The 20,479-nt window shown below is 68.4% G+C and carries 21 protein-coding genes; 3 read left to right on the forward strand and 18 right to left on the reverse strand.

All coding sequences use genetic code 11. From position 1 onward, the window contains the following. Positions 1 to 7: 7 nt before the first annotated feature. From ABZ345_RS10870 to ABZ345_RS10895, 6 genes are all read right to left on the reverse strand, one after another. Positions 8 to 622 (reverse strand): HAD-IA family hydrolase, encoded by a 615-nt coding sequence (locus ABZ345_RS10870; RefSeq protein ID WP_359845413.1) that lies wholly within the window; start codon positions 620 to 622, stop codon positions 8 to 10. Beyond that, the gene (locus ABZ345_RS10875) at positions 619 to 1,179 is read right to left on the reverse strand and encodes an AAA family ATPase (protein WP_359845416.1); all 561 of its coding nucleotides are present in this window, start codon (positions 1,177 to 1,179) and stop codon (positions 619 to 621) included. The genes ABZ345_RS10870 and ABZ345_RS10875 overlap by 4 nt, the downstream gene beginning before the upstream one ends. 68 nt (positions 1,180 to 1,247) lie before the next feature. Then, on the reverse strand, positions 1,248 to 2,282 hold the full coding sequence (locus ABZ345_RS10880; protein WP_359845419.1) for a hypothetical protein: 1,035 nt from the start codon (positions 2,280 to 2,282) through the stop codon (positions 1,248 to 1,250). A gap of 409 nt (positions 2,283 to 2,691) precedes the next feature. Next, positions 2,692 to 5,016 carry a [protein-PII] uridylyltransferase gene (locus ABZ345_RS10885; protein ID WP_359845422.1) on the reverse strand — a complete coding sequence of 775 codons (2,325 nt, stop codon included), beginning with the start codon at positions 5,014 to 5,016 and terminating at the stop codon, positions 2,692 to 2,694. 19 nt (positions 5,017 to 5,035) lie between these two features. Beyond that, positions 5,036 to 5,374 carry a P-II family nitrogen regulator gene (locus ABZ345_RS10890; RefSeq protein ID WP_359845425.1) on the reverse strand — a complete coding sequence of 113 codons (339 nt, stop codon included), beginning with the start codon at positions 5,372 to 5,374 and terminating at the stop codon, positions 5,036 to 5,038. Continuing rightward, the gene (locus tag ABZ345_RS10895; RefSeq protein WP_359845428.1) at positions 5,371 to 6,708 is read right to left on the reverse strand and encodes an ammonium transporter; all 1,338 of its coding nucleotides are present in this window, start codon (positions 6,706 to 6,708) and stop codon (positions 5,371 to 5,373) included. The genes ABZ345_RS10890 and ABZ345_RS10895 overlap by 4 nt, the downstream gene beginning before the upstream one ends. Positions 6,709 to 6,883: 175 nt before the next feature. On the opposite strand from ABZ345_RS10895, the gene ABZ345_RS10900 reads away from it, so the two are divergent. Next, positions 6,884 to 7,594, forward strand: a complete 711-nt coding sequence (locus tag ABZ345_RS10900; RefSeq protein ID WP_359845430.1) for a hypothetical protein — start codon at positions 6,884 to 6,886, stop codon at positions 7,592 to 7,594. Here the strand turns inward: ABZ345_RS10900 and ABZ345_RS10905 are convergent. From ABZ345_RS10905 to ABZ345_RS10940, 8 genes are all read right to left on the reverse strand, one after another. Further along, positions 7,591 to 7,842 (reverse strand): hypothetical protein, encoded by a 252-nt coding sequence (locus ABZ345_RS10905; RefSeq protein WP_359845432.1) that lies wholly within the window; start codon positions 7,840 to 7,842, stop codon positions 7,591 to 7,593. The genes ABZ345_RS10900 and ABZ345_RS10905 overlap by 4 nt on opposite strands. A 47-nt stretch (positions 7,843 to 7,889) precedes the next feature. Next, positions 7,890 to 9,389 carry an alpha/beta fold hydrolase gene (locus ABZ345_RS10910; protein ID WP_359845434.1) on the reverse strand — a complete coding sequence of 500 codons (1,500 nt, stop codon included), beginning with the start codon at positions 9,387 to 9,389 and terminating at the stop codon, positions 7,890 to 7,892. Between the two features lie 126 nt (positions 9,390 to 9,515). Then, positions 9,516 to 10,508 carry an allantoicase gene (gene alc / locus ABZ345_RS10915; protein WP_359845436.1) on the reverse strand — a complete coding sequence of 331 codons (993 nt, stop codon included), beginning with the start codon at positions 10,506 to 10,508 and terminating at the stop codon, positions 9,516 to 9,518. Next, positions 10,505 to 11,794 (reverse strand): allantoinase AllB, encoded by a 1,290-nt coding sequence (gene allB / locus ABZ345_RS10920; RefSeq protein WP_359845438.1) that lies wholly within the window; start codon positions 11,792 to 11,794, stop codon positions 10,505 to 10,507. Before allB ends, alc begins: the two co-directional genes overlap by 4 nt. Positions 11,795 to 11,799: 5 nt before the next feature. Continuing rightward, a complete protein-coding gene (locus tag ABZ345_RS10925) occupies positions 11,800 to 12,798 on the reverse strand; it encodes a glycerate kinase (RefSeq protein WP_359845441.1) in 999 nt (332 codons plus the stop codon). Then, entirely contained in the window at positions 12,795 to 14,495 is a 1,701-nt protein-coding gene (gene gcl / locus ABZ345_RS10930; protein ID WP_359845444.1) for a glyoxylate carboligase, read from the reverse strand. Before gcl ends, ABZ345_RS10925 begins: the two co-directional genes overlap by 4 nt. A 3-nt stretch (positions 14,496 to 14,498) precedes the next feature. Then, positions 14,499 to 15,356: an NAD(P)-binding domain-containing protein gene (locus tag ABZ345_RS10935; RefSeq protein WP_359845447.1), complete on the reverse strand. Its 858-nt coding sequence runs from the start codon at positions 15,354 to 15,356 to the stop codon at positions 14,499 to 14,501. After that, a complete protein-coding gene (locus ABZ345_RS10940) occupies positions 15,353 to 16,099 on the reverse strand; it encodes a TIM barrel protein (protein ID WP_359845450.1) in 747 nt (248 codons plus the stop codon). Before ABZ345_RS10940 ends, ABZ345_RS10935 begins: the two co-directional genes overlap by 4 nt. A gap of 85 nt (positions 16,100 to 16,184) precedes the next feature. Between ABZ345_RS10940 and uraD the strand changes: the two genes are divergently transcribed. After that, positions 16,185 to 16,706 (forward strand): 2-oxo-4-hydroxy-4-carboxy-5-ureidoimidazoline decarboxylase, encoded by a 522-nt coding sequence (uraD, locus tag ABZ345_RS10945; protein ID WP_359845453.1) that lies wholly within the window; start codon positions 16,185 to 16,187, stop codon positions 16,704 to 16,706. Between the two features lie 3 nt (positions 16,707 to 16,709). Beyond that, a complete protein-coding gene (pucL, locus tag ABZ345_RS10950) occupies positions 16,710 to 17,588 on the forward strand; it encodes a factor-independent urate hydroxylase (RefSeq protein ID WP_359845456.1) in 879 nt (292 codons plus the stop codon). Here the strand turns inward: pucL and ABZ345_RS10955 are convergent. The 4 genes from ABZ345_RS10955 to ABZ345_RS10970 form a co-directional block, all read right to left on the reverse strand. Continuing rightward, the gene (locus tag ABZ345_RS10955) at positions 17,515 to 18,816 is read right to left on the reverse strand and encodes an FAD-dependent monooxygenase (protein WP_359845459.1); all 1,302 of its coding nucleotides are present in this window, start codon (positions 18,814 to 18,816) and stop codon (positions 17,515 to 17,517) included. The two genes, pucL and ABZ345_RS10955, sit on opposite strands and share 74 nt — an antisense overlap. Before the next feature lie 59 nt (positions 18,817 to 18,875). Next, positions 18,876 to 19,325, reverse strand: a complete 450-nt coding sequence (locus tag ABZ345_RS10960) for a hypothetical protein (RefSeq protein WP_359845462.1) — start codon at positions 19,323 to 19,325, stop codon at positions 18,876 to 18,878. Positions 19,326 to 19,559: 234 nt separating this feature from the next. Then, positions 19,560 to 19,856 carry a hypothetical protein gene (locus tag ABZ345_RS10965; RefSeq protein WP_359845465.1) on the reverse strand — a complete coding sequence of 99 codons (297 nt, stop codon included), beginning with the start codon at positions 19,854 to 19,856 and terminating at the stop codon, positions 19,560 to 19,562. Between the two features lie 128 nt (positions 19,857 to 19,984). Next, a complete protein-coding gene (locus tag ABZ345_RS10970) occupies positions 19,985 to 20,452 on the reverse strand; it encodes an Imm1 family immunity protein (RefSeq protein WP_359845468.1) in 468 nt (155 codons plus the stop codon). Positions 20,453 to 20,479 lie beyond the last annotated feature (27 nt).

Genomic DNA, 20,479 nt, shown 5'->3' on the forward strand with positions numbered 1-20,479 from the left:
CTCGTGTTCACCCGATCCCGTGGCTCGCCAGGGCCTCCAGGAGCACCGGTTCACGGCGTCCGACCGGAGCAGTGGCGATCTGCGCGAACCGCAGCCCCGCCGCCACCGCAGCCCCGTCCGCCACCGGATCGTCGCCGACGTACAAACACTCGGACGGCGCAACGTCCAGCCGCACACAAGCCGCCTCAAAAGCCCGCGCGGACGGCTTGGACACCCCGATCTCGAACGACAACGCGAAGGCGTCCACGGCCAGGGACTCGCGCGAGAACACCGACCGGATGTCCCAGGAGATGTTGCTCAGCACCCCGACCTTCAACGGCCGGACAACCCGCAGAGCGGTGGCGGCATCGGAGTAGGGCAGCCAGAAGGCCGGATCGTGCAGCCGCTGGAAGAGCGAGTCGGGCATCGTGAGGCCGGCCAGGCGGAACAGGGTCCAGTAGGCCGAGCGGTTGGCGAGCGGGGTCAGGTCGCGCGCCTCCCACACCGCACGCTCGGCAGCATTCATCCGCGCCACGTAAGGAGCCGGCGCGCGCAGCACGGAGAGGTGCGGCGGCGAGAGCCAGCGGTAGGTGGGACGCCCGAACAGGGTGCCTGCGAAGTCGAAGAGAACTGCCTTGATCACGACACCATGATGCGCAGACCACCCGAGGTTCCCGCACGGGTGAGCAGCGTCACGCTGCCGAAGCCGAAGGGCACCCAGCCGGCCTCGAACTGCGAACGCATCGACGAGCCGCGGCGAACGTGTCGCTCGAAAGCGTGAGTCCGGACGACGCGGCGGCGGGCGATCTGGCCGTCCAGGGCCTGGGCCGCCGAGGCGTCCAGCCACAGGAAGTGGCGGGCGCGCCCCGACAGCAGGCCCGCGAGCACGAGCATGAAACGCGTGCCGGGACGGGTGGACGGCTCGTGCACGACCAGCAGGCCAGAACAGAACACCGCAGCCCAGAACACACGCAGACGGTGCGAGAGGTGCACGACGACGCGCCAGTACTTGTACGGCAGCGGCACGCGCGGTTCGAGCCACAGGCGCACCTGGTCCGAGTCGAGCACGGTGACCGGTTCGTCCGCGTCGAGGCGGGTGAGCAGCGTCGTCTTGCCCGCGCCGGGGATGCCGGCGAGGACGACGAGCGAGCGCGGCTGCACCCGGACGGCGGTGGTCTGCGTGTTCAACACGGCGGTCATGTCCTAAAAGACGTGTTGACCTTCCCTCTCGTTCAGTTTGGTCCGAATTCAGACGAAATGCACAGCTTTCAGCGCCACACGACTGCCCGGTAGGTCCCGTCCGCGAACCCCGCCGTGCCGATGACCTGGCCGTTCTCCGCCAGACCGGTCACGGAACTGCGCGTCGAGCCGGAGAGCGCTGGCAGCGTCGTCCGCACACCGGCGGAGTTCCACGTCACAGCAGAGGAACCGACTGTGCCCGCGACCACACCGGCGTTGTTGATCTGGGCGGCGACGGACGGGGACGGCGCGAGCGTCACGGCGACCGGCGGCTCGGTCACCGTCCAGCGGACGGCCTGGGTGCCCGAGGTGCCGACCGCGTAGCCGTTGTCGGAGATGTCGCGCGGGAGGGTGTCCACGCCCAGCGACACCCGCCTGCGGCCCGGCCACAGCACGCCTTCGGAGCCGACCCGGCCGACCGCGTCAGCTGCCTGGTTGTGGCCGCTCAGCACCGCGCCGGCGTTGTCGTAGACGTACAGCGAACCCTGCCCGGCACTGGTCCACCGCGCGGGCGCGTTGCCCGAGTAGCCGATCACGGTGTCGTCGCTCGTCACGTGCATCGCCCGGCCCACGCCGATCACGAACGCCACCCCGTCGCGGTCCCAGACCACCGCGTGCTCGACACCGCTGATCGTCGCGGTGCCGGCGACGGTGCGGTTGTCGTTGATGTCCCAGGCGACCGAGCTTTCCGCGCCGGGCACGGACAACACGGTCAGCCGGTTGCGGTCGTCCCAGCGCGCGGCCTGGGAACGGTTCGCGGAGTCGGCGACGTAGCCGACGACCATCGCCGAGCCGTTGACCGCGCCCGCCCACGAACCGAAGCCGAGGTCGTCGAGCTTCGAGATGGGTGAGAAGCGGTCCCAGCGGACGGCGTTCGACGACCGGCCGTCCGCGCTCATGGAGACACCGGCGACGGTGCCGAACTCGTTGATGTCGCTGGCGATGCTGACCTGATGACCCGGCAGCGTGCCGAGGTCCTCGACCGCCGCCGCGTGTGCGGAAGGAGTGGACAGGAAGGTCGCGGCAACGGCCACGACAAGGACAGATGACAGTTTGTTCTTCACGATGCAACCCCCAGCTTCGCGAATCCCTTACCCGCCACCCTGCCCCGGTCGTGTCGTCGTTGTCCAGCAAGCTGTCTCGTTGTCAGCGTCGGCGAACCGCTTGCGGGATCGCCGGGCACCTCTTCCAGCGAACGGACCGTGCCGCCCGCGTTCGAGCCCGCGCCGGGGCCCTCCCCGAGCCTGGTGGCGCACAAGGGGAAACACCGGCCGGAGAGTCCGGCGGTGACATTGCACGGTGCCTCCCCCGGCGCCGCGAATGATCACCACCAGCCTGCCCCGGCCGGGTCAATCCGTCCAGAAAGTGGTCCACCCCTCGAGGACGCTTTCCGGACACCACAAGACTGCAGGGATCCGGAACGACAAAGGAGCGTGAGCACCCTGAGTGGTTGTGCGTAGAGCTACTCAACTGCTACCTGGCCGCGTCGAGCACCGCTCGTTCGATCCGCTTCCGGTCCAGATCTGTCGCCGTGATGCTGAACGAGTCGACGACCGTGGCACCCAACGTGGACACGCGCGCCCACTGCACGTCGGCCCCGCACTGCTCCAACGCGCCGGCCACCCGGTGCAGCAGCCCGATCCGGTCGGCCGCACGAAGCTCCAGCACCACCGCACCGGTCGCCTCGTCGTCGAACCAGAGGACGCGAGCGGGCGGCGGGTCGAGCGGCGGGCCGCCGTAGTCGCGTTCCTTCGCGGCCAGCTTGTCGGCCAGCGGCAGCGAACCCTCGATCGCCCGTGACAGCTGTTCCCGCAGCAGCGACGCGTCCGGCAGCGAGCCGAACCGCGGCGACACCGTGAACGCGTCCACCGTCGCGCCGCCGTGCGAGCGCAACGTCGCCGCGTGGACCTCCAGCGAGTTCAACGCCAGCACGCCCGCCGCCTTGGACAGGACGCCCGGACGGTCCGGCGCGAGCACCGTCACGATCGCCGCGTGATCCTGCTTCTCCAGCAGCACGTCCGGCTTCCCCGACGCCGCAACACGTTCCGCCATGGCCACGAACGCCGGGTCCAGCGGTTCCGGTTTGGGCAACGTCTCGCCGGCCATCGCCTTGCGGCAGCGCGCGACGAGATCGGCCAGCAGCGCGGCCTTCCAGTCCGTCCACACACCGGGCCCGGTCGCGAGGGAGTCCGCCTCGGCCAAGGCGTACAGCAGCTCCAGCAGGATCGCGTCGCCGCCGAGGGTCTCCACCACCCGGTGCACGGTCGCCTCATCTTCGACGTCACGCCGTGTCGCGGTGTGCGGCAACAGAAGATGGTGCCGAACCATCATCGACAACGTCTCGACGTCCTGCGGCCACAGCCCGATCCGCTCACCGATCTGGGTCGCCAGCGCGGCGCCCACCTCGGAGTGGTCCTGCTGCCGTCCCTTGCCGATGTCGTGGACCAGCGCGCCGAGCAGCAACAGGTCCGGCCGCGCCACCGTGGTCACCAGCCGGGCGGCGTGCGCGACGGTCTGCACGAGATGCCGGTCGACCGTCCACATGTGCGCGGCGTCGCGTGGCGGAAGGTCCCGGACCGCGCCCCACTCGGGGAACAGGCGGCCCCACAGGTCCGTGCGGTCCAACGCTTCCACGACGTCGACGAGCCCGCTTCCGCTGCCCAGCAACGCCAGCAGCTCCTCGCGAGCCTCGCGCGGCCACGGCTGGCGCAGTTCGGGCGCGGAGTCCGCGAGCCGGGACAGCGTGCCGGTCGCGATCGGGTGCTTCGACCGCGCCGCCGCCGTCGCCACGCGCAACAACAACGCGGGATCACGGCTGGGCATCGCGTCACGGGCGAGAGACACCTCAGACCCGTGCAGCACAACGCCTTCGTCCAACGGCCGGCGCGGCGGCTGTCCTCGGAGGAACGCCCCGAGCCCGCGTTTCGGCACGGCGGCACGAGCCGCCCGCGTCGCCACGTCGAACGCGTAGACGACCGTGCGTGCGGCAGAAGACAGCGAACGGGCCAAAGCGAACCGGTCGGCCAAGCCGAGAGCGGAGGCCACCTCGTCACCGTCCTGCGCCCGCAGCACGTCACGAGGCTTGCGCGCGACACGGCGAAGTTCGGTGCGCACGTCCAGCAGCAGCTTGCGGGCCTCACCGACGTCACCGGAAGGCCGATCCACGAGCTGTGCCAACGACAGCGCGTCCACGATCGTGAGGTCGCGCAGACCGCCACGCCCGTGCTTCAGGTCGGGTTCGACGCGGTGGGCGATCTCGCCGCTGCGGGCCCAGCGCTTCTGCGACGACTCGGCGATCTCGTCCAGCCGGTTGCGCACGTTGCCGCGCCACGCCTGCTTCGCGCCCTCGGCGAGCTTCGCCGACACCTCGGGGTCGCCCGCGATGTGCCGGATGTCCAGCAGTCCCAGCGCGGTCCGCAGATCACCGGCCGCGACCCGCAGAGCCTCCCCGACCGTGCGGACCGAGTGGTCGAGCCCGATGCCGGAGTTCCACAACGGGTACCAGAGCTTCTCGGCGATCTGGTCGACGTTCTTGACGCCGTTGTGCACCAGCACGAGATCCAGGTCGGAGTAGGGCACGAGTTCGCGCCGCCCCAGCCCGCCGACCGCCACGAGCGCGATACCCGATCCGGATATCCCCGCTCCCCCCGCGTGTTTGGTCAACCAGAACTCGTGCAGGTCCACGAGTGCTTCGCGCAGAGGTTCGGCGGTCAAGCGACGACGACCTGGCACGAGCAGCCTTTCGCGTGCTCGCACCAGGTCGTCAGCCGTGACGACGGCCGTTTCGTTGTTCTCCACGGGCCGTCTCCCCAACTAGTTAAAGCGCATCCGATCCACGTTCACCCGTGCGCACACGGACGACTGTCTCGACCGGAGTGACCCAGACCTTCCCGTCGCCGATCTTGCCGGTGCGGGCGGCCTCGACGACCGCTTCCAGCACCTTGTCGACGGCGGCGTCGTCGATGACGACCTCGATCTTGATCTTGGGCACGAAGTCCACGGAGTACTCGGCGCCCCGGTAGACCTCGGTGTGGCCCTTCTGGCGGCCGTAGCCCTGCACCTCGCTGACGGTCATGCCCAGCACCCCGAGCTGTTCCAGGGAGCTCTTCACGTCGTCGAGCGTGAACGGCTTGATGATCGCGGTGACCAGCTTCATGACTTGTTGCTCCCCTCGAGAACCGCGGTCGCGCCCGCGGTCACACTGCCCTTGTTCGCACCGCGAGCACTGGAGAACGCGCCGAACTCGTAGGCCGACTCGGCGTGCTCCGACTCGTCGATACCGGTGACCTCGGCCTCTTCGTCAGCGCGGAAGCCGACCGTCTTGTTCACGACGAACGCGATGATGAACGTGAGGACGAACGAGAAGGCGAGCACCGACACGGCCGCGATCGCCTGCCTGCCCAGCAGGCCGAACCCGCCGCCGTAGAACAGGCCGTCCGCACCGGCCGAGTTCACGCTGGTGGTGCCGAAGAAGCCGATCAGCAGCGTACCGACGAGACCGCCGACCAGGTGGACGCCGACGACGTCGAGCGAGTCGTCGTAGCCGAAGCGGAACTTGAGACCGACGGCGAGGCTGCACAGCGCACCGGCGATCACGCCGATCGCGATGGCACCGAGCGGGCTGACGAACGCACAGGCGGGCGTGATGGCGACGAGGCCCGCGACCGCACCGGACGCGGCGCCCAGGGTGGTCGGCTTGCCGTCGCGGAACTGCTCGACGAGCAACCAGCCGAGGACGGCGGCGGCGGTGGCGACGGTGGTCGTGGCGAACGCGACGGCGGCGGTCTCGTTGGCACCCAGCGCCGAACCGGCGTTGAAGCCGTACCAGCCGAACCACAGCAGAGCGGCACCGAGCAGCACGAACGGCAGGTTGTGCGGCCGCATCGGCTCCTTCGGCCAGCCCTTGCGCTTGCCGAGCACGAGCGCGACCGCGAGACCCGCGGCACCGGCGTTGATGTGGACCGCGGTACCACCGGCGAAGTCGAGCGCCTTGAGGTTGTTGGCGATCCAGCCACCGACCGTCGCACCGTCAGCGCTGGAGAACGCGAACACCCAGTGCGCCACCGGGAAGTACACGATCGTCACCCAGAGCCCGATGAACAGCGTCCAGCCCCAGAACTTCGCGCGGTCGGCGATGGCACCGGAGATCAGCGCGGGCGTGATGATCGCGAACATCAGCTGGAACATCACGAACGCCATCACCGGGAACTGGTGATCGGCCGGGCCGGTCAACGCACCGAGCACGCCCTTCATCCCGATGTTGTCGAAGTTGCCCAACAGGCCGGCGCCGAGGTCGTTGCCGAACGCCAGGCTGTAGCCGTACAACACCCAGAGGATGCTGACCACGGCCAGGGAAATGAAGCTCATCATGAGCATGTTCAGGACGCTCTTGGAACGGACCATGCCTCCGTAGAAGAAGGCCAGGCCCGGCGTCATGAGCATGACCAGCGCTGCGCTGATCAGCACCCAGGCCGTGTCACCTGTGTTCACTTCGACCTCCACTGCACGTCGGTTGCAGGGAGCATCGAGATGTCCTGTTTCACAGGCTTACGTGGAACGTTTCCGGCAGGTGAACTGTCGGGCGCACGTTGTTACGTCCAGGTTTCGCGGGGTTCACGGCATCGATTCGGTCACCTCACGGCGCAGGACTGGTTACCGTCAGCTGATGCGCGCCGTTGCGATCGTGCTGCTGGTCGTCACCCTTTCAGCGTTCGCCGCCTACTCGTGGTTGATGTCGAATCTCCACATCGGCTTCGTCGGTTCGCAGCAGGGGAAGCCCACCACCGAGACGAGCGCACCGCCGAGGCCACAGGTGCTGACGGCCACCGTCGCGAGCGAGCACGGGTGGGACCTCGTCACGCGGGGTCAGCAGATCACGAGCGAGTACGGGCACGAGCCACGAACCTGCGCCGAGACGTACGGATCCCTGTCGGTCGTACCGCACTCCGGCCACACCAGGGTCACCCTCGACGTCCGGCCGGGCGCGGGGCGGCAACTCGTCGTCAACGCGGTCAGGGTGCGGGTGACCGTCGCGGTGCCGCTGGTCCGGACCCCGACCTACCTCTACCACTGCACCGGTCCCGCCGACCCACCCGTGACCAGTACGCGGATCGAGCCACGCGCGGGTGCGGTGTTTCCGGTCGAGGGCACCTTCCCGCGGCAGGTGTCCGAGGAGGGCTACCGGCAGGACATCGAGGTCGAGGTGCACGGCAGGGAAGCCGCCGACTGGCAGGTCGAGGTCGACTACACGCTCGACGGCGTCAGCGCGACGCAGCCGGCGACCGCTCAACTGCTGGTCACCGAGCCCGAGCGGATGGACACCACCGGGCACACGGTGTGGTGCGACCGGGAGTGGCGCCAAGGCGAAAGCTGCTAGCGGCGGATTTCGCTGTACCCGGAAGCGCTGTTGAGGACGACCAGCGGCGTGGCGGCGATCAGCAACGCGACCACCAGCCCGCTCGCGACCACGACCGCGAACCCAGGCGTCGGCAACGGTCCCTTCGTCGCGAACAACGTGACCACGCCCAGCGCCACGCCGAGCCCGGTCATCGCCACCAGCGGGACCTGGGCTCCAGCAGCACCACCTTCCGCGAGGCCACCACAGGTCGGCCATGCACGCACCATGCCCCCGGCGTGTACACCGGGGGCATGGTCATCTAGCTGGACAGACTTTAGAACGGTCCGGCCGGAACCTTCACCTTGGCCGTCTGGACCAGCGTCTGCGGCGCGGGCTCGACCGCCGCACACGTCGTGCCGTTGCGCGGCAGCTTCAGCGACACCATGTACTCGTTGTTGATCTTCAGGGTGCACTCGCTGCGGTCGTAGACACCGTGGCCCCAGCCTTCGTAGGTCACGAAGACGGTGGTGTCACGGGTCTGCCGGTGCGCGTTGACCGCCCATTCGTAGACCGTGGCCGGGTCGTGCTCGGAGTTGGTCATCAGGATCTTCGGCGCGTGCTTGATGTTCAGCGGGCGCTGCGGGTTCGTGGCCTTCGGGAACCCGATGCACCCCATCATGGCGCCGTGACCGAGCGACGAGCCGCGGGTGTTGGGCGCGACGCGGTTCTCCATGTTGTTGAGCGCCTGGTACTCGCCCCACGAGCTGACGCGCAGGTTGTAGTCGTTGCAGAAGATGCCCGGGAACGGGTTCTCGAACGTCTCACCCTCCGCGAAGGCAGCGGCGGCCGGAGCGCCGTTGACCAGCGTGGCGATGTAGTCGGCGAACGGCTTCCACGCCGGGCCGTAGCCCATGCTCACGACCCCGGCGCCGAGGCGCTCGGAGGTGATCACGTTGCCCTGCGGGTCCTTCAGCTCACCGCGGTCGGCCTTGGCGAGCAGGTCCTTCCAGATCTTGCGCAGGTCCTTGCCGTGGAACGGTGACGACGCGTCGCGGTCGCTCCACTTGACCCACTCGTTGAACACGTCCTCCGCGCCACGCGCCTCGGTCTCGAGGAACTTCCACGTGCCGAGGCTGTGGTCCATGTTGGAGTCGATGATCATGGCGCGGATGTTCTTGCCGTACTGCGCCGCGTAGTGCTGGCCCATGATCGTGCCGTACGAGACGCCGTAGTAGTTGATCTTCTTCTCGCCCAGCGCACGACGGATCGAGTCGATGTCGTTCGCGACGTCGTAGGTCGAGGCGTGGTCGAAGATCGGACCGGACTGCTTGCGGCAGTCCGCGCGCAGCTCCTTGTTGAACGCGAAGAGCTGGTCGAACTCGGCGGCCGTCTTCGGGTAGTCGGACGGCTGCTTGCGCAACAGGTCGGCCGAGCACTTGATCGGCTGGCTGCGCGCGACGCCACGCGGGTCGAACCCGATGACGTCGAACTTGTCGACGATGTCCTTGCTGAAGTAGCGATCGGCGGCGAACGAGAAGTCGACACCCGAGCCGCCAGGGCCACCCGGGTTGATGACCATCGCGCCGATTCTCCCGGCCTGGTCGTTCGCCTTGCGGCGCGAGACGGCCAGCTGGAACTTCTCACCGTGCGGCTTGGCGTAGTCGATCGGCAGCTCGAGGAAGCCGCAGTCGATCGTCGGCACCTCCGCACACGGCTTCCAGTCGATCGCGCCGACCTTGTACTCCGGTTGCCCCTCCGGAGCCGCGACTGCGATCTGACTCGCACCCAGGACCAATGCAGAACTCGCGAGCGCGGCCCCGAAGGCACGCACCATCGGTTGCATGATGGATTTCCTCCCTAGATCCCCGATCTTGCGGGAGGAAACGCTTCCACCGATCGTGTGACGTAGACAACCAACCGAGGTAGGGAAAGAAATCAGACTGTGGTCGGACAACCACCCTCAGTTAGTCGTTTTGGCCCACATCGTCTGAAGGTGTGCTAGGCCATCGCCCGTAGGGGTTCCTAGTACGCGCAGCCGCGCCATGCCGCCGTCGGGATAGATGTCGAGCCGCACCGCGGTCACCTCCACGCCGTCCACCACGAACCGGTGCCGCGTGTCGGGCTGCAGCCGGGTGCGCGGCAGAACGTCGAACCACGCGTCCGGGTCCTTGCGCTCGTCACAGCCGCTGACCGACGCCCAGCCCGGCGCGTTGCCCTTGAAGTGGCTCGTGTCGAGCTCGACCAGCTGCACGACACCGGGCGTGGCGAGCCTCACGGAGACCCAGTCGTTGCCCTCGTCGCGCCGGCGCGCGGTCTCCCAGCCCTCCCCCATGACCGTGGCCTGTCCAGGGGAGATCAGGTTGTTGGGCGAGCTGTAGAACATGTTGCTGCAGCCCGTGACGACCGCGCCGTTCTCCAGTGCGGCCAGGTCGATGCCGGGGACGAGCAGCCGCGGGTCGGCGACCGGCTCGCCGTGCACGCGCAGCCGGGCGACGCCGCCGTCCGGGTCGATGGTGAGCCTGACGTGCGTGACGCGGCGACCTTCATCGACGTCGAAGTAGTGCTTCTCGTCGCCCTTCAGCGCGGAGCGTTCGACCAGCGGGAACCACTCGGTGATCTCCTCGGCGGCCGGGTAGCCGTCGACCTGCGCGCCCTCGACCCAGCAGAACGGCGGGTAGTTGCCCTTGAAGAACGCCGTGTCGACGACGACGCCCTTGACCACTCCGGGCATGCCGAGCCGGATCACCGCCTGGTCGACGCCCGCCTCCCTGCGCCGCCTGGTCTCCCAGCCGTCGTAGATCTGCCCTTTGTGGCCGAAGCTGTAGGTCTGGTAGACCGGCTCGGCGGGCTTGATCAGGTTCTCCCGCTCGGCGAACAGCTCGTCGTTCGCCCACACCACACCGCCCCCGGCCGCGCGCGAGGCGAGATCGGGCAGCCGGGTCCACTCCGTCATGCTTCTCCTCTGCGTAGCAACTTGCCTTGCGTTGTGCTGGTTTCCTTGCCCCGCAACCACGTTTGCCTGACCACACCGTGCAGTTCCCGACCGTGGTAGGGCGTGACGGGGTTGCGGTGGTGGAGTGCGTTCTTGTCCACCACGAACGTCTGGTCCGGCGCGAACACCACGAGGTCCGCGTCCTTGCCGACCTCGATGGCGCCCTTGGTCTCCAGCCCGACCTGGCGGGCCGGGTGTGTCGCCATCCAGCGGACGACGTCGGTGAGGTGAAAGCCGCGTGAGCGCGCCCCCGTCCACACCGCGGGCAGGCCGAGCTGCAGTGACGCGATGCCGCCCCAGGCCGTGGCGAAGTCGCCGGCCTTCAGCTCCACCGTGCTCGGCGAGTGATCGCTCACGACGAGCTCGATCACTCCCTCGCGCAACCCCTGCCACAACGCCTCGCGGTTCTCCGCCTCGCGGATCGGCGGGCAGCACTTGAACTCCGTCTGCCCATCGTGGATCTCCTCGGCCGTGAACGTGAGGTAGTGCGGGCAGGTCTCGGCGGTCACGGGAAGCCGGTCGCGGTGCGCTCCCTCGATGATGTGCAACGCGTCCGACGACGACAGGTGCAGGATGTGCGTCCGTGCGCCGGTCTTGCGGGTCAGCTCCACGACATCCGCGATGGCCCGGTTCTCGGCTTCACGCGGACGGGACGCCAGGAATCCCGCGTAGTCCGGTTCCGACTCACGAACGGTGTGCGCGTCCTCGGCGTGCACGATCGTCAACGCGTCGAGCGTCGCCAACTCTCGCAACGCGGCTTCGAGCTCGGCTTTCGTGACCGCCGGAAACTCGTCCACGCCCGAGTGCAGCAGGAAGCACTTGAAGCCGAAGACTCCGGCCTCGTGCAACGGCTTCAGATCGGCCAGGTTGCCGGGGATGATCCCGCCCCAGAACCCGACGTCCACCGAGATGTTCGCGGCGGCCTTGCGCTTGATCTCCAGCGCGGCGACCTCGACCGTCGGCGGGATGCTGTTCAGCGGCATGTCGATGATCGTCGTGACGCCACCGGCAGCGGCGGCACGGGTCGCGGTCTCGAAGCCCTCCCACTCGCTGCGGCCGGGGTCGTTGACGTGCACGTGCGTGTCGACCAGGCCGGGCAACAGCACCTCGTCGTCGGCGAGGTGCACGACGTTCGGGGAGTCGATGAACGGCTCGACGGCCACGATCCTGCCGTCGGCGACACCGACGTCGCAGGCGATCTCGCCCTGGGGGGTGATGACCCTGCGGGCGCGGAAGACCAGGTCCATGTCCCTCACTCTGACATCCAGTCGCGGGCGATGCGACCGCCGAGAACGCCCAGCAACGAATCTGCCTGGGCCATGCACCGCGTGACGTCCGGCTCGATGTCCAGCAACGCGTAGGCGGCCTTGAGTCCCAGCTCGCCCGGCGCGACCGAGCACTGACCGGCCACCGCGACCACCGGTACGTCACCTGAGGCCTTGACCACGCCGAACGGTGCCTTGCCGTGCTGGGTCTGCGCGTCCAGTGATCCTTCGCCTGTGACCACCAGACGCGCGTCCCGGACGGCCTCTTCGAAGCCGACCAGTTCCAGCACCACCTCGATGCCCGGCCGGAACCGCGCACCGAGCACCGCGAGCGCGGCGAACCCGATCCCGCCGGCCGCACCTGCTCCGGGCCGACCGGCGTGCTCCAGCCCTACCCGGTCCGCGAACGCTTCAAGCCGTGCTTCGAGGATCTCGACCTGTTCGGGTGAAGCACCCTTCTGCGGCCCGTAGACCGCAGCCGCCCCAGAAGGCCCGAGCAGCGGGTTGTCGACGTCCGACGCCAGCACGAGGTCGACGCCGTCGAACGACGCGGTGCCCAGCGCCTCCAGCATTCCCGCGCCGCCGTCCGTGCACGCGCTGCCGCCCAGCCCGAGCACGATCGTCGCGCAGCCGATGTCCATCGCGGCCTTCAGCAGTTCGCCGACGCCGTAGCTGGTCGCTTCGAGAGGCGCCGGCCTGTCCAGCAACGTGAGCCCGGCCGCCGCGGCCACCTCGACCACGGCGGTCGTGCCCTTGACGGCGAAGGACGCGGGCACCGGTGTGCCGGCCGGGCCGGTGACCCAGCGCCCGACCTTCAGGAACCCGGCGGCGACGGCGGCGTCGACCGTGCCGTCGCCGCCGTCCGCCACCGGGAGGAGGCGCACGTCCACGTCCGGGGCCGCCTCCCGCAGGCCGCGCGCGACGGCGGCAGCGACCTGCGGGGCGGTGAGCGATCCCTTGAACTTGTCCGGCGCGACGACGATCACGGCAACGGCTCGAATTCCCGCATGGCCGCGATGGACGTGCCGTTGGCGGTGTTGCCCTCGCGCTCGATCATGATCTCCACGAGGACTGGGCGAGAAGTGCGATCGGCCTCCTTGCGCGCCCACTCCAGCGAGCTGCGGATCTCGCTCGGATCGGCCACGCGGATGCCCGAGCACCCGTAGGCCTCCATGATCTTGACGTTGTCCGAGCCGCTGGTGTCGTAGTGGATGTCGACCTCGTACTTCATGTCGTAGCCACCGTGGTCCTCCGCCATCCGGATCAGGCCGAGGTACTCGTTGTTCAGCATGATCAGCACGAACGGCACGTCGTACTGGGCGCCGACCGCGAGCTCCTCCACGAGGAACTGGAACGAGTAGTCGCCGACGATGCCGACGACCTCGGCGTCCGGTCGCGCCTTCTTCACGCCGATGGCCGCCGGGATCTCCCAGCCGAGCGGACCGGCCTGGCCGCAGACCTGGTAGTGGCGCGGCTTGTGCGCTTTCTGGTGCTGGCCCGACCAGATCTGGTAGAGCCCGATGGCCGTGACGAAGTAGGTGTCCGGGCCGTAGAACTCGTTGATCTCCTTGAACACCCGCGGTGCCTTGACCGGCACGGTGTCGAAGTCCTCGCGGCGCAGCAGGGTCCGCTTGAGCTCCTGGCAGCGGTCGACCCACTCGCCGGCCGCGCGCGGACCGCGTTCGCGTGCTTTGTCGAGGAGTGCCCGCAGGAACACCTTGGTGTCCGCGACGATCCCGAGGTCCGGCCCGAACACCTTGCCGATCTGGGTCGGTTCGATGTCGACGTGGATGAACTTGCGGTCACCGCGGTAGGTCGCGAGGTCGCCGGTGTGCCGATCGCCGAACCGCGCCCCCAGGGCGAGAACCAGGTCCGACTCCAGGAACGACGCGTTGCCGTAGCGCTGCGAGGTCTGGATGCCGGTCATGCCCGCGTACAACGGGTGGTCCTCGTCGATCGCACCCTTGCCCATCAACGTGGCCTGGATCGGGATCTGCAGGAGCTCAGCCAGGTCCAGCAGCTCGGCGGACGCCTCGCCGAGGATGACACCGCCACCCGCGAGCAGCAGTGGGCGTTCGGCGGCCAGCAGCATCTCCAGCGCCCGTTCGACCCGTGCGTCGGAGGGTGCGCTTTTCACGACCGGCAACGGTTCGTCGATCGAGGAGTCCCACTCGATCTCCTGCTTCTGCACGTCGATCGGCAGGTCGATCAGGACCGGTCCGGGACGGCCGGAGCGGGCGATCCGGAACGCCTCGCGGAAGATCCACGGCATCTGCGCGGCTTCCTTGACCTGCACCGCCCACTTCGTGACGGGGGCTGCGATCGAGACGATGTCGACGGCCTGGAACGCCTCCTGGTGCAGCTTCGACACCGCGGCCTGGCCGGTGATGCACAGGATCGGCACGGAGTCGGCCTGCGCGGTGTACAGGCCGGTGATCATGTTCGTGCCGGCCGGACCGGACGTGCCGATCGCGACACCGACGTTGCCGGTCGTGCGCGACCAGCCGTCGGCCATGTGCGTGGCGCCCTCCTCGTGCCGCACGATGAGGTGCTCGATGGAACCGTCCAGCTCCATCGCCTTGTACAGCGGCAGGATCGCGGCGCCGGGGCAGCCGAACACGGTATCGATGCCCTCGGACTTGAGGACCTCGACGACCGCCTGCATGACGGGGATCTTCGGCATGTGTCAGGCCCTTCCCGCGAAGTTCTCGATGACCTTGAGCAGCGCGGAGTGGTCGAGCGACCCGTAGCCCTGCGCGCGTGCCGCCGCGACCAGCGCGGCGATCTGGTTGGTGACCGGCAGCGCGACGTCGGCGGCGCGCGCCGCGTCCAGTGCGATGCCCATGTCCTTGTGGTGCAGGTCGATCCGGAATCCCGGCTGGAACTCGCGCGCGATCATGGACTCGCGCTTGAGGTCCAGGATCCGGTTGGCCGCGAGACCGCCCGCGAGCACGTCCAGGCCCGCCTTCGGGTCGACACCGGACGCCTCCAGCAGCACGATCGACTCGGCGACCAGCGCGTAGATGCCGCCGACCATCAGCTGGTTGGCGGCTTTCACGACCTGGCCGGCGCCGTGCGGTCCCACGTGGACGATCGTCTTGCCGACGATCTCCAGGAACGGCCTGGCGGCGGCGAAGTCGGCCTCGTCGCCGCCGACCATGATGCTCAGACTTGCTTGCACCGCACCGGTCTGGCCGCCGGACACGGGCGCGTCGAGCACCCGCACGTTCGTCAGCTTCCTCGCGATGTCGATCGAGGTGGACGGGCGGATCGTGCTCATGTCGATCAGCAACGTGCCGTCGTCGAACGTGACCTCGTCGATGACCGCCTCGACCTGCGGGTGGTTCGGCAGCATCGTGATGACGACCTCGGCGCCGCTCACGGCCTCCTGGGCGCTAGCGGCCGCCTTGCCGCCGTCCGCGACGAGCTTTTCGAGCGAGGCCGAGCTGAGGTCGAAGCCCGTCACGTCGTGCCCGGCGGCTACGAGGTGGGCCGCCATCGGCGAGCCCATGATGCCGAGTCCGATGAAACCGATCCTGGTCATGCGTTGTCCCTCCAAGCAAAGGAGTTCGTGACGGGCTTGTACTCGGCGCCGACGAAGCCCGTGTAGCCGTTGGCGCGGAGCTTCGCGAGATGCCCGAAGAGGTCGAGCTCGCCGGTGCCCGGCTCACCGCGTCCGGGAGCGTCGGCGATCTGCACGTGACCGATGCGGTCGACGTGGTCGGCGAGGGTGTCGAGGTCGTCGCCGTTCGTGGCGAGGTGGTAGAGGTCCGCGAGCAGCTTCACGTTGCCGCGGTCGATCTCGTCGATGAGCTCGAACGCCTGGTGGGCGGTCTTGATCGGGTAGTTCGGCGCGCCGCTGAGCGGTTCGACCACGATCTGCGCGCCTGCCTCGGCCGCGACGTCGGCGGCGAAGCGGTAGTTCGAGATGGTCTGCGCGGTGGTCTCGAAGTTGCCGTGCAGCGCGTTGAGCGTGCGGCAGCCGAGCCGGGCCGCGATGGCGACGGTGATCTCGACGTTGGTCCGGAACTCGGTCTCCCGGCCGGGCCAGGACGCGAGGCCGCGGTCACCGGCCGGCATGTCGCCCGCGTAGAGGTTGAGGCCGACCAGGCGCACCCCGGCGTCCTCGATCGCGCGTTCGAACGCCTCGATCTCACGTGTCTCGGGTACGGCGTCCGCGAACGGCCACCAGATCTCGACCGCGTCGAACCCGGCTGCGCGCGCGGCGGCCGGACGCTCCAGCAGCGGCAGCTCGGTGAAGAGCATGGACAGGTTTGCGTCGAACATCTCTTGGCCCGTTCCTTCCACATTGCGGAAGTTGAATTTCGCTCTATGGAGACACTAGACATCTCGCTCAGCCCAGGTCAAGAATGTGGAAGTTAGATTCCGCGATACAGAAACTTGGAGAGCCGTGGACAGCTTCAACAGCGCCCCGGAGGCCGAACTCCGACCTCTGCTCACCGAGTGCCTCGCGGTACCCCGCTGGGTCGACGCGATAGTGGCGGGCAGGCCGTACGCGTCGATGGATGCTCTCCTCGCAGCTTCTTCCGTTGCTGCACAAGGACTTTCCGACGAGGAGGTGCTCGGCGCCATCGCCGGGCACCCGCGCATCGGCGAACGACAGAAGACAGGTGGGGTGTCGGCGAAGTGGTCGCGGTCCGAACAGTCCGGTGTGGACAGCTCCCAGGCTGATCGCCTGGCGGCTGCGAACGCCGCGTACGAGGATCGGTTCGGGCACATCTACCTGGTGTGCGCGACCGGCCTGAGCGGTGCGGAGATGCTCGGCAACCTGTCCAGTCGCATGGACAACCCGCCGGACGTCGAGATCCGTGTCGTCAACGACGAACTCGCGAAGATCGCCGCCTTGCGGCTGCAGAAGCTGATCGGGAGCTGAAACATGGCCATCGTCCTGGGCCCCAACCAGTACGGGAAGGCGGAGAACCGCCTCGTCACGGTGTCGCGCAACGGTTCCGTGCACACGATCAAAGACCTGACCGTCAGCACGTCGCTGCGCGGAGACCTCGCCGACACGCACCTGACCGGCGACAACGCCAAGGTGCTCGCGACCGACACGCAGAAGAACACCGTCTACGCGTTCGCCAAGGAAGCGCCGGTAGGTGAGATCGAGGACTTCGCGCTGCGCCTGGGCCGCCACTTCGTCTCTTCGCAGGAGGCGATCTCCGGCGCGCGGATTCTGATCGACGAGCACTCGTGGGACCGCATCGACGCGAACGACCACTCGTTCGTGCAGGGGTCGAACGAGAAGCGCACCACGGCTGTGACGATCGAGGGCTCACAAGCGTGGGTCGTGTCGGGTGTGCGCGACCTGGTGGTGCTGAAGTCGACGGGTTCCGAGTTCCACGGCTACCCGAAGGACCCGTACACGACGTTGAAGGAGACGAACGACCGGATCCTGGCGACGTCGGTGACCGCGCGCTGGCGCTACACGGGCACCGACGCCGACTGGGCGAAGTCGTTCACCGAGATCCGCTCGCTGATGCTGAAGACGTTCGCGGACAAGCACTCCCTGTCGTTGCAGCAGACGCTGTACGCGATGGGCGAGGCGGTGCTGAACGCGCGTCCCGAGGTCGCCGAGGTACGGCTCTCCATGCCGAACAAGCACCACTTCCTGGTGGACCTGAGCGCGTTCGGCCTGGAGAACGACAACGAGGTCTTCTACGCCGCGGACCGCCCGTACGGCCTCATCGAGGGCTCGATCCTGCGGGACGACGCTCCTGATGCGGGCCTGGCCTGGAGTACTTTGCCAGCCTTCTGAACAGCAGCGGGTTCATGAGGCTGGCGGGCGACGCCATCATGTGGATGACCTTGAAGAACCGCTTGAAGAGCTCGGGGTCGTACGTGATGGCCACGAACCACTTCCTCATGTACCAGCCCTGAAAGCGCTCCAACGGCCCCGGCGCGTGCGTCACCCCCGTCCAGCCCAGATCGGCCCCGCTGGACAGGGACCACGCGCCGGCGGCCTGCTTCGCCACCGCGCGCTGGAACCCGCGGCAGCTCTTTGCACTGAAGTCCTTGAGCTTCCTCAGTTCCAATGCCTCGAGCGCCGCGATCGTCATGCCCTGCCCGTAGACGGGGTTGAACGCGCACACCGAGTCACCCAGCGCGACCAGCCCGCCAGGCCAGCCCTCCGCCTGCTCGAACGCGTTGCGGCGACTGGCCGTCCGTGCGAACAGGTAAACGGGCGTGACCGGCTCGAAGTCCTTCAACATCTCGATGAACGGGGCTTCGAGCGACTCCAGGAACGCCCGGTACCCCTCCTCGTCACGCGGCGGATGATCACCACCGGCCCCCTGCGCCGTCATCATCACGCGGCCACCCTCGATGCGCATCATGATCGCGCCCCGCGGCCTGGCCGGCGCGGACAGCAACTCCGCCATCAGCACCGGCAGGTCGGCCTCGGCCGGCACGTCGTAGAGCCTGGTCGCATACCCGGTCCGCGAGTCGACCACCGTCGGCTCCGGCGTGGCGACCCCCGCCTCGCCCAGCCACTTCCCGATCTTCGACGCGCGCCCGGACGCGTCCACTACCAGATCGGCGTCGATCCTGCCGTCCTTCGTCAGCACACCATCCACAGTGGATCCGTTGAAGCTGAGCCCGACGACCGCGGTGTCGTCCTGGATCTTCGCGTTCACCCGGCGCCGGATCGCGGTCTCCAGCAGCGGCCGGCCGACCGTCAGGAACGGCAGTCCGGTGTGGCCCGTCTTGATCCAGCCCACCGCGTTGAGCATCCGCATCTCGCTGGCGTCCCTGAGGTACGCCCCGGCGGCCACGAGCTCGTCGAGCAGGCCGGGAAACAGGTCCTCCAGCACCTCGCCGCCACGCACCAGCAATCCGTGCACGTGTCTGCCCTGCGGCACACCCGCGCGGTACTCGGGCTCGTCGGACAGCTTGTCCCGTTCCAGGACAACGACGTCATGAGACTCGCTCAAAACGCGAGCGGCCACCAAACCGGCGATTCCCCCACCTATCACCACGGCTTTCATGACTCCCATTGAACCCGAACGGCCCACGGTTTTCGGGCGAAAGCCGTCGACAGGTTCGGTCAGGCGTTGACGGTCGCCTTGCGGAGCTTCCACAGCGCGGACGGGCTCAGCAGCGAGGTCGGCGGTGCCTGCAGGTGCATGACGCTCAGGAACCGGCGCACCATGTCGACGTCCTGCGTCAACGCGACCTGCCAGCGGTCCATCACCTTGTTCATCAGACCCGGCTTGAACTCCGGCGACCACTGCGCGTCCGCTCTGGCCGACATGCCGAACGGCCCGGCGACGACCTTGGCCAGCGCCGCCTGGAACGCCTTGACGCCCTCCGCCGAGAAGTCGGTGTGGTTCCGCAGCAGCTCGGCCTCCAAAGCGGCCACCGTCATGCCCTGGCCGTACAGCGGGTTCAGCGTCGCCACGGCGTCGCCGACCGCGATCAGTCCGGCCGGCCAGTCCGACGTCCAGCGACCGCGCGAAGTCCATGAACCGCTCGGGGTCGTTCGACGGGTGGTCACCATCGGCACCCTGCAGCGTCACGAGCAGCTTGCCGCCCTCGATCCGGGTGGCGGAGCAGCCGCGGCGAACAGAAGGCGCGCTGATCAACTGGCCGATCGCGACCTCGTCGTTGTGCGGCAACGCGTACAGCCGGGTCGCATAGCCAGTCCGCGAGTCGGCCGACGCGGGTTCGGGCACCTCGATGCCCGCGGCACCCAGCCACTCGGCCAGCTTCGCGGTGCGGCCGGCGGCCATCACGACCAGCGACGCCTCGATGATCGATTCGTCACCGGAGTCCTTGGAGCGGACGCGCACGCCGTCCACAGTGGACCCGTCGAAGCGGAGGCCGACGACGTTCGTGCCGTCGGCGAACGAAGCGGAGACGCGGTGGCGGTCTCCAGGAACGGGCGGCCGACGGACCGCATCGGCAGCCCGGTCTCCCCCTGCGCGGCCCACCCGTGCGGAGTCAGCACCTGGGCGAAACCGGCGTCCATCAACTGCGCCCCGGCGTCGACGAGAGACGCCCTCAAGCCGGGGAAGAAGTCCTCCATGATCTGAGCTCCGCGCAGCAACAACCCGTGCGCGTGCCTTCCTTGCGGTACACCGGAACGGTATTCCGCGTCGCCACGGGTCGGACAACGCGACACGCCCGGTCGTTGCTACCCGAACGAGACCGAGGTCACCGGTTTTCGCTGGAGCGCAAGGACATCTGCTGGTCACGCCACGAGTGGAAGAGGTCTGCCTCGCTGTACCAGTCCACACCCTTCGGGCGTTCGCCGGTCTTCATGAACTCGATCAGCAGCTGCCGGTACAGCGGGAGCGGCACGCCTACGCCGGGCGGGAAGTCGGTGTACTTCTCGTTGACGTACGGCGCTTCCCCGGAGCCCTTCGGCCAGCCCATGAAGACGTTGTCGACGTAGTACATGTAGCCCCAGCCGCCCCGCACGGCGAGCACCACGTTGTGGTCCGGGTCGCCCTCGGCGGTCAGCGCCCTGCCGAAGTGGTCGAGCGATCCGTCGTTGCACTCCGGCCTGCCGAGCAGTCCGATCAACGTGTCCACATCCGCCTCGCACGCGACGACCTGGTACTTGTGCTCCGCCGCGTCGAGGTCGGGTAGCCCTGTCCAAAGGCCGGCACGCATGCTCATGCGAGTCACCCTGCACCCATTGCCGGG

This window comes from Lentzea sp. NPDC005914, from assembly GCF_040629405.1.
In the GTDB taxonomy this organism is placed as follows: Bacteria; Actinomycetota; Actinomycetes; order Mycobacteriales; family Pseudonocardiaceae; genus Lentzea.